This window comes from Anaerococcus kampingae (genome assembly GCF_046365475.1).
Lineage (GTDB): Bacteria > Bacillota > Clostridia > Tissierellales > Peptoniphilaceae > Anaerococcus > Anaerococcus kampingae.
In genome coordinates this window covers 1-16,629 of the sequence record NZ_JBGMEF010000021.1, presented here as the reverse complement: position 1 = coordinate 16,629, position 16,629 = coordinate 1, and the positions used below count along the sequence as shown (strand labels likewise).

Sequence of the window (16,629 nt, the reverse complement as noted above, 5' to 3'; positions counted from 1 at the left end):
TATAATGATGAAATCTTAAAATATCAGGATTAATCTTATATTCTTCTAAAAATACCTCGTATTCTTTTCTGAGTTTATTTATAAAATTTTTATCTTCAAGTTTTTTCCCGAGATTTTCTTTTTCATCTAGGAAACCTCTTCCTTTTATATCATTAAGACTCGCTAGATATCTGTCCTTAGTTTCATCAGTAAGATCCCTCTTTAAATACAATAATTTTTCTGCTATTTTTTCTCTTTCATATGTGGCACTTTCTATAACCTCAACATTGCTAGCAAATTCTCCTCTATCTAATAAATTATTAATATTATTAGCTAAATCTTTCCAAGAAACTATTTGCCCTTCTCTATACCTTGCCTCATCTCCATCTTTAAAAATTGCTCCTTCCTTTCCAAACCATGCAGATATCTTTCTTCCTTCAATTTCAAGACCATTGGCTCCCCTATATATTTCTTTCAAAAAGTTTGCCTGTTCTTCTAAAGATTTACCCTTAGAAAATTCTGCTATTACCCCTAGTCTTCCATCTTCATGATTTCCTCCATGTATTAAAAATGTATCTATTTCTCTTTGACTTATTGGATTTGAGAAGGATATTTGCTCTCCCTGATTTTTAGCAGAAAAAAAGGAAGTAGACTCTACTTCCTCATTTTTTAGATTAGGATTATCTCCCTTTCCCCTATTTCTTGTAGGGTCATATCCATGTTCTTCTTCAATCTCAGATATTTCAGATAGTCCTCTTCTTTCAGTTCTTCTGTCAGTCCCCAAGTTTCCATCATTTTGACTTCTTCCCTCGTGATAAAGTCCTCTATCTCTTTTTCCTTTGATAGAAGATGATCCATCAATATCCCTTGCAAATACATTATCTGATAATCCTCTTCTTTGTTCTCCTTGAGAAAGTTCAATCTCATCCTTCCCCATCTGTTGAGTTTCTTTAAATCTATTTCCTTGGGAATTGCCATATTGGGTACTAGGACTTCCATTCCTTCCTCCAATTCTTTCATCTTGTATGTCCCTCCCTGTCTCTCGAAGGAATTCTCCTTGACGATTGGTGTGTAAATCCCCTCCTCCATGAGGTATTCCTTGCCTGCCAATGTTACTTTCTCTTTCATCTTCCAAGCCTCCTTTAAAATTTATTTCACCGTTTATATCAGAACTTAATTTATTATAACGCTCCTTAAGTTCTTTTGTCTGCTCCAAATCTTTTCTTTCTTGAATTTTCTCTAAAATTTCTAATCTTTTTATTTCCCTTCCCAAGTCAAGTAAGATATTTTTACTTATGTTAGAGCTTATACTTAATACTTTGTCTACGTCCGAACTTGATATTTTAGACAGTAAGGACAAGTTTTCTTCTTTTAGCTGATATGAAATCTCCATTCTCTCGCTTATGGAAATTTTTACGGATTCTTTTAACAAATTAAAAAGGTCTACCTTTTGAATGCTTTTTAAACTTTCGTCAGATAGACTTTCTATAATTTTATTGAATTTTCCTCTAACATTACTTTCTACTAAGGCATCAATTTTATCTTCTTGGCTTAATAGAAGATTACTATCTTTTTCTTTAAACTTATCTATCAGTTCATCTAATAAGTTTAAATGCTTTTTGCTATCATATTTCCATAACTTTACCTCAGAAATACTATGATTAATACTTACCGTTTGCCTTATGTCGAAGATATATTTTATCCTTCCACTATCTATATCTAAAAGTGGTATTCCTTTTTCGCCTCTTTTAACGCTTCTACCTATACTTTTCCAATAATCAAATTCTGCACAGGCTGTTGCTTTTGGATCCATATTGTATATAGATATTTGATGTATATATGGATACTTATAGTTATTGCCTGATACCTTTAAATATTCCTCATATTTTTTTATATCTTTCTTAAATTCTTCTTTTGCAAGATAGATTGATCTGCTTAAATCTACTATATCATATCTTGGCATTTTATCCCTCCTCTTTATAGTGATAAAAATGTACTATATTTTTATACCTTTATTTATTAAACTTTATTTCTTTCTATTTTTTTAATTTCTGTAAGCAAAAGATAACTTTAAAATGTCATTTACGCTATCTTTTTATTGCAATAAAAAAACGATTGAAATTTTTTACTTTTCAAATCGCTCTAACTGCCTTTATTCTATTGCTTCCAATCCAACATTGCCTTTTCTAACTTTGAAAAATTGCAATTTGCTCTTCTTATAATTCCTGTTTTCTTTTGATTTTTGTATATTTTTTCTACCTTTATCAAGATCTTTGTTTTTATTTTTAAACAAAAAGCATATTCTTTTTGAAATAAGTCTTTATATCTAATATCCTCAAGTTCGTTAAAATCAATTCTTTCATAACAATCAGTCGGTACAGGAATCATTTTCTTAATATCCAATATAGATAATATGTGCATTTTTTCTCTATCAGAATAATATTTGTAGATATCTCCATCTATAGTAATACTATTATCGATCACTTCATAAATCAAAAAATGCTCATCAGAAACATTCTTCCATTTTTTATGTTTTTCCTTTGCAGAAGAAATTGGAATAAAATAATTATAATTTTCTATACCAACAATAATTCCAACAAATGGTTTTATACTGTTTCTATACGATGGATTATAATAAACTTCTGAATCTGCTTTATTTAGATATTCAAGGTAATCAGAGTTTACAGTATAAAATCCATATTTTATAACTTCTACCATTATTTTCTCCTAAAAAAACAGAGAGGTTTAATCCTCTCTGCTTGCTTTAATGCTTCACCTTTGGGATATAGGTAGTGAGACACCTTCTTTAATGCTCCACCTTTAACGGTAGTGGGACACCATCTTTATCTGATAAGAGTATAACATATATTCATAGTAATATCAAATAAGTAAATTTCCTAATGCCTACTCTTTTATCACTTATATTATACCCTATTTCTTTCATAAATCACTCCTTTCTTCATTCCTATAACCGTATTCAATTTTTTATAATTAATTTACTTATAATATTTACCTATGGTATTTTTTATTTCTTCTTCAATTTCTTTTAAAAAATTCTCTTTATTTTCCTTACCCTTTGCTATATCACTTAATCTCATTTCCCATTTTGCTGTTGTCTTTGGAGATTTAAACTCATCTATAACTATAGTCACTAGGTTTAATCCCTTTCTAGTTGATATTAGATTTTTCTTTTCTCTTTTTATATAACCTTTGTATATCAAATTTTCTATTATTCCCGCTCTTGTAGCAGGAGTACCAAGTCCTTTTCTCTCAACTTCAACATCCTTAACTAATTCATCATTCCCAGCTATTTCCATTGCTTTTAAGAGTGTGTCTTCAGTGAAGTGTTTGGGTGGTTTTGTATATTTCTCTTTTATATCTTTATTTTCAATATATAAAAAATCTCCTATTTTTACATCGGGAAGTTGTATATCTTCTTTCTTCTTTGATTTATATTCTTCTAAATATTTTGTAAACCCTTCTTCTGCAATTATTTTATAAGTGTTTATAAATTCAAACCCGTCAAATTCAGCCACTATCTTTGTTGTATTTTCTACAAGTGGATATCCAAAACTTGCATAGAGTTTATTTGTTATAAGTCTATATACTTTGGCTTCACTTTCCGGAAGATCTGAAATATCCTTATTTAACGAACTTATCGTTGGAATTATTGCATGATGATCTGTAACTTTTTCAGTATTAAAAACAACCTTAATTCTTTCTGTATCAAAATCATTTTTCCCTATAATATTATTTACAGTGCTTTCTATCATGTCTACTGTCAAATATCTTGAATCTGTTCGTGAATAGGTAATATACTTCTTTTCATACAGGCTTTGGGCATAATCTAGGGTTTGTTTTGCACTGTATCCAAAATACTTATTACATTCTCTTTGAAGTGTTGTTAGATCAAAGGGCAGATTAGGCTTTGTAATCTTTTCTTTTTTAATTACATCGGTTATTTCAATTTTTTCTCCGATTAAATTTTTAAGCTGCTCTGCCACTATCTTGTCATCAATTCTATCTGTCGACAGTGTAAATCCATTCATAGAAATCTCCACTGTATAATATTTTTCTTTTTTAAAACTATTTATCTCATCATCTCTATTCACAATCATTGATAAAGTTGGTGTTTGTACTCTGCCTACACTATAATTTTCATTATATAGACAGGAGTAAAGTCTACTTATGTTCATTCCAACAAGCCAATCAGCTATGGCACGAGCCTTAGCTGAATCAAAAAGATTATCATAATTACTTCCATCTTTTAAGTTGCTAAATCCTTCTTTTATGGAAGAGTCTTCCATTGAGGAAATCCAAAGACGTTTCATTTTCTTCTTACAATTTGCCATCATATATACAAGTCTAAAGATAGCTTCTCCTTCTCTACCAGCATCACAAGCATTAATAATGGTGTCAACTTCATTACTATTCATTAGTCTTTTAAGAATATTAAACTGTTTTTTAGTTGTCTTCGTTACCTCATACTTGTATTCTTTTGGGATAATAGGTAAATCTTCAATTCTCCACTTCTTATATCTTTCATCATACACATCAGGATTTGCCATTTGTACTAAATGTCCAACACACCATGAAACAATATATCCATTCCCCTCATAATATCCATTATTTCTATTTTTTGCTCCTATAACTTTTGCTATTGATGCTGCAACACTTGGTTTTTCTGCGATTACTAATTTCATTTTTCCTCCTTTAGTTTTTTAATAAAAAAATGAGAGATTAAATTTTCAATCTCTCATCTTTTTATAGCTCTACTGATTTTTTATTTTTTCTATAATATTTATTCCATTATCTATTACATCTTCAAACTTTATGTCTCTAACATAAAGATTTTTCTTCGAATAAGAATTCCATCTGTATAAAAAAGCTTGATCCGTTTTTAGCATTCTCATTAAACTTATGATTTTATCTATATCAAATTCTTAATTATACAATCAATCATTTCAACTTAGCTTTACTTATATATTAAGTTTGTGCTGTCGTTTTGTTCATCGTTTTTTATTAAAGTTCCAGAATTCTAATTGTACTTTTTTTATAAATTTACACGATAATTGAGTTTATTGTTGTCCTTAATCTACTGCTTAAATCATTGAGAAGATTAAAATTCATCTTCATCTGGAATAATTTCTGTATCTTCCTTATCTTCAAGATCATAATCCTCCCCCTTCAGATTCATAATCATCTTCTAATTCATTATAATCTTGCTCATCTTCAAAACTTGCTTCTTCATTTTTTTTATAGATTTTGAAGTAATATCCTGCACCCATTACACCAACAATAATTAAACCCATAAATAAATAAAGTCCTACCCCTGATTTCTTTTCTTCTTTCTCCTCTTTCTTCGGTTTTTCCTCCACCGGTTCTTCTTTTTTCACTACTTCTTCTTTTGGCTTTACTTCACTTTCTCCTTCAATCATATTTAGTAGATCTTGTTCTCCAACTTCTGTTAGTAATTGTACATTTTCTTGATTTTCCGAATGATCTACAATGAGGTGCATAGTTTTTCCACTCTTTGTTTGAAAGGTTAAAAATTGTCTAACATCTATTGGATTTTCCTTTTTTTCATCTCTTGATGTTTGATCTTCTACTTTCGGTGTAATATCCTGTCCATTTTTATCTACATTTTCTATAACTGTTCCTCTTGCCTTATTTTCTTTTGTAGCTAATGGATTAATTGCTTTAATATTGCCACCTTTAACAAGTTTAGATGGCTTTTCTTTTTTATCTACTTGCTCATTTTTTATGTTATTTTCTTGTATTTTCGGCACTTCCTGATAAGGAATTTTTTGACTCTCATTAGATGGTTCATATATATCTTCATCAAATAAGCTTTCTAATTCTTTACTTTTTTCTGGCAAATAAATATCATTTGACTGATTTTTTATTTCATTATCATTGCTCTTAGCTATGGATATGCTTGGCATACTTAATAGTAAAAGGAGTAGCACTAAGGCTACCCCTAATCTTTTTTTCTTCATAGTTATCTCCTTTTCTTACTTTATATTCTTAAAGACATAAACTGCCTTTCTGCTATTATCCCATTCTATACTTTGATCTTTTTCATCTCTTATATCCCCACAGCTTGCATTAAAAGCTTTAGCTATATTGGAAATAGATGCGTGAATTCTTCCATTTATAATTACAGGTTTAGTGTCAGAATGATAAATGTTTCCTTGACTATCTTTCATAACACCAGTATCTATATTTAATCTTAGAGTTTTTTTAGGTAAGGCTGTATTTTCTTTATTTGAAAAAATAGCCTCTCTCTTACTATCATCATATTCTACATTAAACCCAAGAGTATAGGCTGCATATCTAACAGGTAGCATAATGCGATTATCCTTAATATATGCTTTTACATCCATATACACAGTAGTTTTCTTTCCATCTTTTATAATGTTATAGAAGTTTTTGTCTACTTGAAAAACTGCAAATTCTTTTTCATCTTTAACTTGTTTTTTGTTTTGTTGTTCCTCTTGCTTTTTCATCTTGTTAAGATCAAATTGATTTAGGATGTTCTTGTCATCAGCTTTCAAAAGTTCATCCCACTTCTTATCTTGAGATTTCTTATCTTCTTTCTTTTCTTTGTTTTCTTTTTGGAGTTTTAGAAGTTCATCTAATTTTTTAGATAGGTCTTGGTTTAGATTTTTATCTTTTTCATCTTTAGCTTGTTTCTCAAGTTCTTCTTTTGCTTTTTTATTTGCTTCCTCGATTAACTTCTTTGCTTCTTCGATTTTCTTATCTAATTCTTCTTTTAGCTTTTTAATTTCTTCTTCAGAAGCTTTTTGTTTTTCTTCTAGTACTTTAATCTTATCTTCTAATTCTTTTTTTGTATTTTCAGAAGATACTTTTAAACTATCAATAGCCTTTTGAAGCTCTTCAATTTTCTTACAGCATTCTGACTTAGAATTTTCTGTCTCTTTCTTTTTAGACTCTAAGTCTCTTATCTTAGCATCTTTTTCATCAAGAGCTTTTTCTAAGTCCTTAATTCTATTATCTTTATCTTCAATTTCTTTAGTCTTCTTTGCAAGTTCCCCTTCTAAAGACTCAAGCTTTTCTTGCATTTCTTTGATTTTATTTTCGTTTTTATCTGTCTTTTCTTTCTCAGCTTCTAACTCCCATTTTGTAGATGAATAATCTTCTTTTAGTTTTGCATTTTCATCTTGCAATCTTTTTAATTCATCTTTAAGCTGAGTAATTTCTGCTATTAGTTCATCATTGTTAGAATTTTTAAGTTCCTCAATTTCTTTATTCAATTGAGCAATCTTATTATCTTTATCTCTAATTTCTTCTTCTAGCTTAGACTTTTCTTGTTTTAGTTTTTCTCCATTATCTTTGCAAGATTCTAACTTTTCCTTTAATTCATCTATCTTTGATTGGTCTTCTTGTTTCTTATCATTTAAGTCTTTGATCTGATTTTCTAAATCCTTAATGTTTTTAGTTAAATCATCAATCTTATTGTCCTTTTCATCAATATCTTGCCCTTTTAAATCTGTTTGAGTATCAATGAAGTATTTATTTGGATTGTAAATAGTCATCTTTCCTTGATACATATCATTGTTATAATCAAATTCAAGTTCTACACTATCTACATTCTTATCAAAGACAAACTCTCCATTTTCATACCTCAATCCATTGGGAATAGATTTGAATCCTTGATTTCCGTTGAACCCAAAATGATTTTCGTAAAATGGATTTTGTTTTGGTCTATACTCAACTTCTTGATTATGGAATACTCCCTTACTGTTAATATTTGGATTGCCTAAAACTTTTATAGTGTGCAATTTATTTCTTGAAAAAGCATACTGTTCAATTGTCTTCACAGACTTCGGTATAATTATTTCTTGGAGGTTATTTCTTTCAAAAGCATTATGTTCAATATTTACCAAAGTATCAGGTAAAGTTACTTCTCTAAGTCCACAATTGAAAAATGCTAAACCACCAAGATAAGTTAGACTATTTGATAGTTTTACCTCGTCTATACTTGCTTCGTAAAAGGCAGCATAACCTAAATGCTTAACAGAATCAGGAACAATTACTTTATCCCAATGTTTGCCACGTCCAAATTCTCTTTTATATCTAAGTTCATCGTTTGAATGACTTAAAGAATAATTTCCATTTACAGATTTCGTTCCTTCAGGAAATACTAGAACATTTGTCTTTTCTTTCTTTTCTAAGCCCTTATCACTAAAGGCGATTATATTTCCCTTAGAGGAATACATAAAATCATCTTCCGTCCACTCTACCTTATAATCTGTACTTGCATATACAGGACTTACAGCCACTATATTCACTAGACTTACAAGTAGCATTATCACAGCTAAAATTCCACTTGTTATTTTTTTCATAAATTTTCCTCACTTTCATTTGTATCTTTTCTTTTAAGTTCTTGTCTTTCTCTATTTTCTTCTTCCTTATTTTTTCTAACAATAAATAAAAATTCATCAAGAGATATTTTTTGACTTCGAAATTCCTTGATGACCTCTAAATTTTCTATTTCTTCTTGTTCCTCTACTAATAACTGAAGTTCTATTTCAATTTCTTCTTTTTTCTTTCTTAAATTCTTCTGTTTTTCTATGTTTCTGATTAATTTTCTATTCATAGATTTTTACTCCTTCCCCTTATTTTGGTCTACCAAAGGAATAAAAGTGATTTTTCCAATACCTTGAGTTTATACTGGTATATTGGATAGGATCTCCTGCATGGAGCATCATTCCATTTCCGGCATATATCCCTACGTGAGAAATTGGCGTACCGGAATTATATGTGCCTTTAAAGAAAATAATATCCCCAGGTTTTGCCTCGCTTGGAGATATTGGATTACAATAGTTTTTATAAATAAGCCAAGCTGTAGTTCTTGGCATTCTCTTTACACCAGACTTTGTAAATGACCAACATACAAAACCTGAACAGTCAAAGTTAGATGGTCCACTTGCTCCAAACACATATCTTTTACCTATATGTTTTTCTGCTTCATTAAATAAGGCTTTGGCAGTTTCAGAATCAAAAGCAAGACCGGGATTTCCAAAGTTTGGATTGTCTATAATCTCTCCCAAGTTCCCATAGCTTGATCCAAAATATCCACTCATATTTCCCTGACTATCAAGTAATGCTAAATAATGAGCCATATTTGTTTCATAGTTTGCAAATTCTTCTCTTGCTATTTCATCAATGCTTTTCTTTTTTATAGTTAATGTTAGAATTCTATAGGTGTATGGATTTCCTTCACTGTCATATTTTGTAATAGACTTTGAAGTATATTTTTTCTCATACATTTGATTAAATAGTTTTTTTAATTCCCTTTGTATCTCTTCAGCTGACTTAATCTCTCCATATCTTGCTGTTAAATAGCTAAAAAGCTCGTGTAGGTCATGACCGACAGAATCTCCTTTTATATGATATTCATCATAATTTGGATAATTTTCTTTAATACTATCTATTTCATCTTGTAATGCATATTCATAACTTGTAAATTCATTATTAATATCCATTAAAACTTCTTCTTTTGATAGATAGCTTGTAGCTATAACATTACTTGTTAATCCTGAAGTAAGACTTCCAACATTACTAATTCCTTGAAATAGCATAAAAAAAAGTCCTAAAATACAAAGGGCAATTAAAATTTGCTTATATCCTTTGTTTTTTAAAACTTCCAATGTTTTCTTTCCAATATTAGCGAAAGATTTCTTTATTCTATTTACTAAACCTTCCCCGTGTTTCTTCCTAAAATCTCTCTGAAACTTCTTTTTCATAAAAAATCGATTCAATTTATTAGAGTTTTGATAAGCTTTAGTCTTCTTCAATTCTTCAAAATTTCTTTGAAAGAGGAGTTTACTTTCTTTCTTATAAATTTTTCCTTCTAAAGATTTTATTTTTCTTTGAGTTTTTAAAGGTTTTTTTCTTCTAAAATGGCTAATTTCTCTACCTACAACTTCGGTAGTTCTACTAAGCTTATAAGCAGCGTTAACACCTGCATTATCATCTTTCCCACTATATAGATAGTTTGCCGTCATAGCACTCGCAAAAGTAATAGGTTTTTCTAAACCCGCTTTTTTTGACTTTTTCTTATCCTTAATTAACTCTTTTTCCTTTTTATTCTTTTTCTCATATAGTTTTGTTATTTTATCTTCTTTTTTATAAAACTTATCTTTTTCACTTTTGTTATCTTTTTTAGAATGGAATTTTGTTTTATTTTTTGTATCTACCTTATTTTCTTCAGATACATTTTTAGAATCCTGTACTTCTTTTTTTGTCCTGGTGTATTCTTTCTTTGGATCAAAGTTGCTTTTCTTTATAGTATTATCAAAAGCGTCTTTTATTTGTCTTTTCTTTCCCTTGTTTTTATTAGAAATTCCACTATGATTTAAATCAAGTTCATCTACTTCAAGATTCTCATTTTTTATTACGTTTTTTTCCTGTTTGAAGATTTCTTTTTTCGTGCCTATTTTTTCTTGATTCTTTTTATTTATATTATATTTATCTTTATTTTTTTCAGATTCACTTTTAAATCCTTCAGATATGCTATCCTGTCTAAATTTCCCACTAGAAACCCTACCCATTAGCATATTTTTTTCTCCTAAATTTCTAACTTTGCCTTTGAAATATTTGCTATTTTGTTTTTTATTAGTATTCAGGTCTTGAATTATTTTTTTATCTTCTTCATTTGCCTTATATGATAGATCTTTTCTTCTAAACTTCCCATTTAAAGATTTTAATTCTGCTTTTTCCCCTTTATCCTTAAACTGACTTTGAGATTGATAAAGTTTTTTTAAGGTGTTTTTTTGAAAGCTTTCTTTCCCTTTCTTACCAAGAATAGAATAACCATCCCAATTTTTTCTTTGCACATCAGAAGATGGTAAATACTTATAGTCATCTTTTGTATCCCTATAGGATACATTGCTATCACTAAAGTTCATGTCATAGCGATCTATGACACCATCATTATCTGAGTCCTGTGATAATGGATCATATGTTGAACTTACCTCTCTATTAAAATTCTTATCTTCTTTTCTAAATCTCCTTATTTTTTTATCTGGCACATCATTAAAACTTTCACTCTCAACGTTTTTCTTCAATTTTAAATTACTATTCCCCTTGCAATTTTTTTTGGGAGAAATGCTACTTTTTATATTAGAGTTAGTTGAAATTACTCTATCATTAAAATCTTCTTTAAAATTACTTAGCCTATATTCTGTTTCTTGCCCGTGATATTCACCATATCTACTTTCCTCATTTCCTTCCATTTTTCTATGCTGCCGTTGCGAATATTCCGGCTGATATTCATTATGATAGGAGGCTTCTGCAAATTTTTCCTCATGGATTTTTCTTTGTCTTCTTCCTCTATTTGACTTATCTTTTTCGTTGAGTAAATCCTGACTATTTTCTTGTATATGAGATGAATAATATTTAGAGTCTTCAGCATTATTGTCTATGTTGCTCTTGCTTATTTCTTTATTAATTTCTTTTTTTGAAAAATCTGATGATCTCTCTGTACTACTGGATTTTTCATTGCTTTCTTCTTTCTTTTCTGATATAAGCTTGGTCTTTGGTACATCTCTTGGGTTTACTTTCCCTTTCTTTTTCATACATACCTCCTATTTCATATTTTTCTCTATCCTTTCTTTAGCTATTTGACAGTAATCTTTGTTTATGTCGATTCCAATATATTCTCTGTCCATTCTAATAGCTACCATTCCAACAGTTCCTGAACCCATAAAGGGATCAAGAATCAAGCCTTTTTTAGGACATCCTGCTTTTATACAAAGTTCTACCAGTTTTGGTGGAAATACCGCATAGTGTTTTCCTTTAAATGCACTGGTGTTAATAGTCCAAATATCTCTATTGTTTCTAAACTTAGGGACATTATCTCCTATATATTCTCCATACTCTCTTGCTTCATTTATGCTCTGTATTTTAGCTCCTGTACCTTCTTGTAAATACTTATTATTTTTTCCTCTTGCCCTCATATATCTTTTCTTGCTTATTTCTTTTATTGGTTCTTTCATAGCGTCAAAGTTATAGAAATACTTTCTTGCTTTTGATAGTAGGAAGATATGTTCATAGGATCTTGATGGTCTATCTCTACAAGACTCAGGCATGGCATTTTCCTTATGCCAAATAATATCACTTCTTAAATACCAACCGTCCTCTCTTAATTTTAAAGCTAGTTGCCAAGGTATCCCCATTAAGTCTTTTGCCTTGTAGCCACTGAGTTTTTCTGTAATAGACTCTTTTTGACCACTTCTTCCTTCTATGTTTTTAGGATCTTTATATTCTTTTTTGCTTCTTGTGCCTGCATAAGAATCTCCAATAACTATCCAAAGTGTTCCTTCTTTTTTTAATACTCTTTTTACTTCTCTAAAGACTTCAATTAATTTATTTAAATATTCCTCCGGACTTTCTTCTCTTCCAATTTGTCCTTCTGCTTTATAATCTCTAAGTCCATAATATGGAGGAGATGTAATACAGCAATCAAATATTTTATCTGGAAATTCCTTTAGAGCAGAAATTGCATCTAAATTAATAATATAGTTAGTTTTTAACTTCTCTCTGTCTATCAATTTCTATCCCTTCCTTTAATTCTTCTGGTTTAGTTGTCATTAACTTATACAATTTTGTATCTTTAGGGAATCTATCTACAAAAGGTACTATTGTGTTTCCGTAGAATAGTAATCCCTCTCCCTCATTGGAATTTGTTACGTAGGATAACTGATAAAGAGATATATTTAACTTGTTAGCTAAAATTTCCCTATCACCACTAGCTTGATTAAGCATTAAGATAAAATCAGTGTTATCAAATATATTTTCTATTTCAGGACTGGCTAAAAGGTCCTTTACATTTTGAGTTAAACCTGTTGGAATACCTCCCCATTTTCTAAATCTCTTCCAAATTTCTATGGAATATGAGGCTGTTTGTTCTTCTCTTAAAAGCAAATGGAATTCGTCACAGTAATATCTGGTTTCCTTCTTATTTCTATTAATAGTTACTCTATTCCACACTTGATCTTGAACAATTAACATACCTATTTTTCTAAGTTGCTTTCCTAATTCCTTAATGTCATAACAAAGAATTCTATTTCCTGTATCTACATTAGTCCTATGGTTAAATACATTAAGACTACCTTTGACATAAATTTCCATTTCTACCGCTAATTTTTTCCCTACATTTTCTTCTTGTTTTAAAAGTAAATTATATAAATCTTCTAAAATTGGCATATTTTCAGGAATGGGATTGTCGAAGTAATCCTTATATAATATTGGAAGACATCTATCAATTACTGAAGTTTCTTCTGCACTTAATCCTTCCTTTCCTACTACAAGTTCAAACAGTGAAAGAATAAAATCAGACTTTAAAGATAAGGGATTGTCTTCATCGGCATAGTCTACATTTATATCCAACGGGTTTATATAATCCTTACTTGTTGGCGATATTTTTATAACTTCTCCACCTAGTGCCTTAGTTAAATTTCCATACTCACCTTCAGGATCACAGATAATGATGTCATCTTGTGTAATTAAAAAAGCATTGGTAATTTCTCTTTTAGCCGAAAAAGATTTACCACTACCAGGCGTTCCAAGTATTAAACCGTTTGGATTCTTTAAAAGCTTTCTATCTGTCATAATGATGTTACGACTTAAAGCATTTAAGCCGTAGTATAAGCTCTCTCCTTCTAAGCACAACTCTTCTGTTGTAAAAGGAATAAAGACTGCTGTAGAGCTAGTTGTAAGTCCTCTTTTTATTTCGATTTCATTTTTTCCAAGTGGTAGGGAGGAAATTAGTCCTTGTTCCTGTCTATAGTTAAGATTTTTCAATACACAATTATGCCTACCTGCTATTGAATTTAGTTGAAAGATTATATTACTCAATTTCTTTCTACTTTTTTCCATATTTGTAAACAAAATAGTTATGACAAACATTCTCTCATTATGATTTTGAAGTTCTACCAATAGTTTCTTAGCATCATTACCATAGGTAATTAAATCGCTTGGAAGAATATCAATATCATATCCTGATCTTATAGCCTTCTTATTTTCTTCAATTTTCATTTTATCCAAGTCCGTTATTTTTCTTTTAATCATCTTTATAGCTTCTGTTTGATCAATAGAATTTATATGAAATGTTACAATCATATTTTCTTCAACTCCTAAAAATTCTGATAATAATCTATCTGATAATTCAGGTGCTAGAATTTGCAGAAAGTTTACTTCTCCAAAGTATTCTCCAATTTTAAATTGATTGTGAGATGAAAAGTTAAATGATGCTGGTACTATATAATCCTTAGTAGATAGTCCACTATATTTTAGGTCTTCAAAGGAAAAAACAAAATTCTTATTCGGATTTAATATATCGTGAATAACCTTTAACCTTTCATATCCACTTAATACATAAGCTTTTACTCCCATCTGCTTAAAGTTATTTAATATATCCATTTCCATTCTTTCAAGTCTTGTAGTTGCCTCTTTTAAATCTTGTGCTTGTAAGCTAAAGGTGATATACATATATTTAGTAAGTCCATTATTTCCTTTTTGACTCTGATTTTTTAGCATTTCCCTGTACTCTTTTCGTATTTCATTATATGAATCGTTTCTATCCGGAACATTGATGTTTTTTTCTACTTCTTCATTTTTTCCTATGCGATTAATATATGAAAGTTCTATATCAACACTTGGATCAAAATAGTTTAAAAAACTTGAAAATTCATTAAATATGCTTTCCTTATCTTCTTCTGTTGAAAGCTGGTAGTTAATATCTAAAAAACGTATCATTTTATTAAATTTGTTCTTCTCAACTTGGCAAATCCCATTTCTCAACATTCTTAAATAAGGGATTGTTTCCTGAACGCTCTTTTTCTTCTTCCCACCAAAAAAGGAAAGCTTCTTTTTGGGCTTTCCTTTTTCTTTAGAAATATTTGCTTTTTTCATCTTTTTTTGACTTATACTAATGCTTTTTAAATCTTCTTTTTGTTTTTTTAAATTTCTTTTTTCTTGATTTAATTTTTTCTGTTGGTTTTTCTGTATTTGATTCATTTACTCCTTTCCTTTCTTTGTTTCTTTATATCATAAATACATTCTGTCTTGTATATCCTTATACTTGTCTGTCTTTTCTTATCTATAATATACTTTAAATATTTTTCAAAATAGATCCCGTCCTTTTCATAAAGAGTTGCAAATATTATAGGAAAAGACACACCTATCATAATTAACATAGATAGGTCATTAGGAAGCACTTTTTTTACCATTAAATATACTGGAAAGCCTATTAGACCTGCAATTGTAAAGCCAATTAATTGTCTTTTTGTTAGATTTAGAGCTACCTTTGTTTTTACTTTTGTTAAGTCCTTTGGGACATTTACATAAGCCATTATTCTAACCCCTCTAAGTAAAATCCATATATATCTTCTCTGTTCAGATCTTCTAATGATTTTCCCATATTCACTGCTATTTCTAAGACTTTTTCATTCGTTTCTTCTCTATTATCTAAAACTTCCAATGTTTTTCTTATAATCATTCTATTTTGTATTTCTCTTGTAATATATCCCCCTATTAAAAGTATTGGGAGTCCTATTGTTCCAAGTGTTTTTAAATTAATTTTTTTGTCCTTTTTTCTTCTAATTTTCATCATCTTCTCCTTTTTTATTAATGAGCATTTAAAATTGATTTTGCAATACTTCCTGATTTCATCATAGTTATACCAAGTATTAAGGTGTATCCTAGTAATTCAAAAATACTTTTGTGTATGTCTGATATATTTAAAGTCTTAACAAGTACGGCATAAATTCCTACGCATATAAGTAAGAATAAACCTTGCAAGCCAAGTGCGAAGAGCCCTCTTATATAGTTTGTTCCAATACTTCCCCATTCTTTATTACCCATTGTGGCAAAAGGTATGGCGCAAACTGAAGTATAAATATATATTTCTATCATCCTGCCGTATAGAATAACTGTAATGAGTATTGATATCCCTTGAATTATCATCTTTACAATGGCTGTCTCTAATACTATAGTCATTAATTTTCCTATTGACTCTCCTTTTAGGCTATCTACCATATTAGCTATATCACCTGGAGAAACTTTTGCACTAGCATTTGCTACACCTGCTGCCTTTCCTATTAAATTCTGTGCCACATCAAATACTGCCATAGAAAAGTCAAAAGCATGAGATACAAGCCATACTGCTATCCACATTTTTATCATATATTTAAAAAAATCAAAGGTATCTGTGTCATGCATATTATTTTTGTTCATTACCATTTGAATTAATTCAATACATAGTACAGCCGTTATGATAAGACCTGCTATGGGAAGTATAACATTTTCTGAAATAGACTTTATGAAGTGGAAAACCTCCGAGTTCCATCCACTCGGAGTCTTTCCTACCTCATTTGCTATCGTTGATACTTTGTCATTTATATCAAGGAGCATTCCGCTTAAATTTTCCTTGATCATATCAATAAGTATCTCCGAAAAAAACTCTTTGATCTTATCTACTATATTAAACATTTTATTTTAACACGTTTGCTAATAGCGGTATTAGTTTTAAACCTATGAGTACAATTCCCCCTCCAGCCATAAGCTGCTTAATACCTTGAGATTTTGCCCCCGATAGTGATAGGTAATCCTTTGATGTTA

The 16,629-nt window shown here is 29.7% G+C and carries 12 protein-coding genes and 1 pseudogene; all 13 read right to left on the bottom strand.

The annotated features are described in order from the left end of the window. Positions 1–648: 648 nt before the first annotated feature. Positions 649–957, bottom strand: a complete 309-nt coding sequence (locus ACCQ42_RS06495) for a TnpV protein (RefSeq protein ID WP_353963049.1) — start codon at positions 955–957, stop codon at positions 649–651. A gap of 1,179 nt (positions 958–2,136) precedes the next feature. Further along, positions 2,137–2,697, bottom strand: a complete 561-nt coding sequence (locus ACCQ42_RS06490; RefSeq protein WP_410035713.1) for a type III toxin-antitoxin system ToxN/AbiQ family toxin — start codon at positions 2,695–2,697, stop codon at positions 2,137–2,139. A 278-nt stretch (positions 2,698–2,975) separates the two neighbouring features. Then, positions 2,976–4,682 (bottom strand): DNA topoisomerase 3, encoded by a 1,707-nt coding sequence (locus tag ACCQ42_RS06485; RefSeq protein WP_410035712.1) that lies wholly within the window; start codon positions 4,680–4,682, stop codon positions 2,976–2,978. A 416-nt stretch (positions 4,683–5,098) separates the two neighbouring features. After that, positions 5,099–5,978, bottom strand: a pseudogene (locus ACCQ42_RS06480) (CD1107 family mobile element protein). 15 nt (positions 5,979–5,993) lie between these two features. Continuing rightward, the gene (locus ACCQ42_RS06475; RefSeq protein WP_410035711.1) at positions 5,994–8,348 is read right to left on the bottom strand and encodes a leucine-rich repeat protein; all 2,355 of its coding nucleotides are present in this window, start codon (positions 8,346–8,348) and stop codon (positions 5,994–5,996) included. Further along, on the bottom strand, positions 8,345–8,602 hold the full coding sequence (locus tag ACCQ42_RS06470; protein ID WP_094205845.1) for a hypothetical protein: 258 nt from the start codon (positions 8,600–8,602) through the stop codon (positions 8,345–8,347). Before ACCQ42_RS06470 ends, ACCQ42_RS06475 begins: the two co-directional genes overlap by 4 nt. A gap of 19 nt (positions 8,603–8,621) precedes the next feature. Further along, the gene (locus tag ACCQ42_RS06465) at positions 8,622–11,585 is read right to left on the bottom strand and encodes a C40 family peptidase (RefSeq protein WP_410035710.1); all 2,964 of its coding nucleotides are present in this window, start codon (positions 11,583–11,585) and stop codon (positions 8,622–8,624) included. A 9-nt stretch (positions 11,586–11,594) separates the two neighbouring features. Then, entirely contained in the window at positions 11,595–12,560 is a 966-nt protein-coding gene (locus tag ACCQ42_RS06460) for a DNA-methyltransferase (RefSeq protein WP_410035709.1), read from the bottom strand. Next, entirely contained in the window at positions 12,532–15,027 is a 2,496-nt protein-coding gene (locus ACCQ42_RS06455) for a VirB4-like conjugal transfer ATPase, CD1110 family (RefSeq protein WP_410035708.1), read from the bottom strand. The genes ACCQ42_RS06460 and ACCQ42_RS06455 overlap by 29 nt, the downstream gene beginning before the upstream one ends. Further along, the gene (locus tag ACCQ42_RS06450) at positions 15,024–15,362 is read right to left on the bottom strand and encodes a PrgI family protein (RefSeq protein WP_002838958.1); all 339 of its coding nucleotides are present in this window, start codon (positions 15,360–15,362) and stop codon (positions 15,024–15,026) included. Before ACCQ42_RS06450 ends, ACCQ42_RS06455 begins: the two co-directional genes overlap by 4 nt. Continuing rightward, on the bottom strand, positions 15,362–15,619 hold the full coding sequence (locus tag ACCQ42_RS06445) for a hypothetical protein (RefSeq protein ID WP_000702456.1): 258 nt from the start codon (positions 15,617–15,619) through the stop codon (positions 15,362–15,364). Before ACCQ42_RS06445 ends, ACCQ42_RS06450 begins: the two co-directional genes overlap by 1 nt. A gap of 17 nt (positions 15,620–15,636) precedes the next feature. After that, entirely contained in the window at positions 15,637–16,500 is an 864-nt protein-coding gene (locus ACCQ42_RS06440; RefSeq protein WP_025194490.1) for a VirB6/TrbL-like conjugal transfer protein, CD1112 family, read from the bottom strand. Position 16,501: 1 nt separating this feature from the next. Then, the coding region (locus ACCQ42_RS06435) for a Maff2 family mobile element protein (RefSeq protein ID WP_410035722.1) at positions 16,502–16,629 on the bottom strand (128 nt) is incomplete at its 5' end.

Coding starts and splice junctions, on each gene's coding strand:
- ACCQ42_RS06440 (WP_025194490.1), bottom strand. CDS start 16,500: ATGTTTAATATAGTAGATAAGATCAAAGAGTTTTTTTCGGAGATACTT.
- ACCQ42_RS06470 (WP_094205845.1), bottom strand. CDS start 8,602: ATGAATAGAAAATTAATCAGAAACATAGAAAAACAGAAGAATTTAAGA.
- ACCQ42_RS06465 (WP_410035710.1), bottom strand. CDS start 11,585: ATGAAAAAGAAAGGGAAAGTAAACCCAAGAGATGTACCAAAGACCAAG.
- ACCQ42_RS06475 (WP_410035711.1), bottom strand. CDS start 8,348: ATGAAAAAAATAACAAGTGGAATTTTAGCTGTGATAATGCTACTTGTA.
- ACCQ42_RS06490 (WP_410035713.1), bottom strand. CDS start 2,697: ATGGTAGAAGTTATAAAATATGGATTTTATACTGTAAACTCTGATTAC.
- ACCQ42_RS06445 (WP_000702456.1), bottom strand. CDS start 15,619: ATGAAAATTAGAAGAAAAAAGGACAAAAAAATTAATTTAAAAACACTT.
- ACCQ42_RS06455 (WP_410035708.1), bottom strand. CDS start 15,027: ATGAATCAAATACAGAAAAACCAACAGAAAAAATTAAATCAAGAAAAA.
- ACCQ42_RS06495 (WP_353963049.1), bottom strand. CDS start 957: ATGGCAATTCCCAAGGAAATAGATTTAAAGAAACTCAACAGATGGGGA.
- ACCQ42_RS06485 (WP_410035712.1), bottom strand. CDS start 4,682: ATGAAATTAGTAATCGCAGAAAAACCAAGTGTTGCAGCATCAATAGCA.
- ACCQ42_RS06450 (WP_002838958.1), bottom strand. CDS start 15,362: ATGGCTTATGTAAATGTCCCAAAGGACTTAACAAAAGTAAAAACAAAG.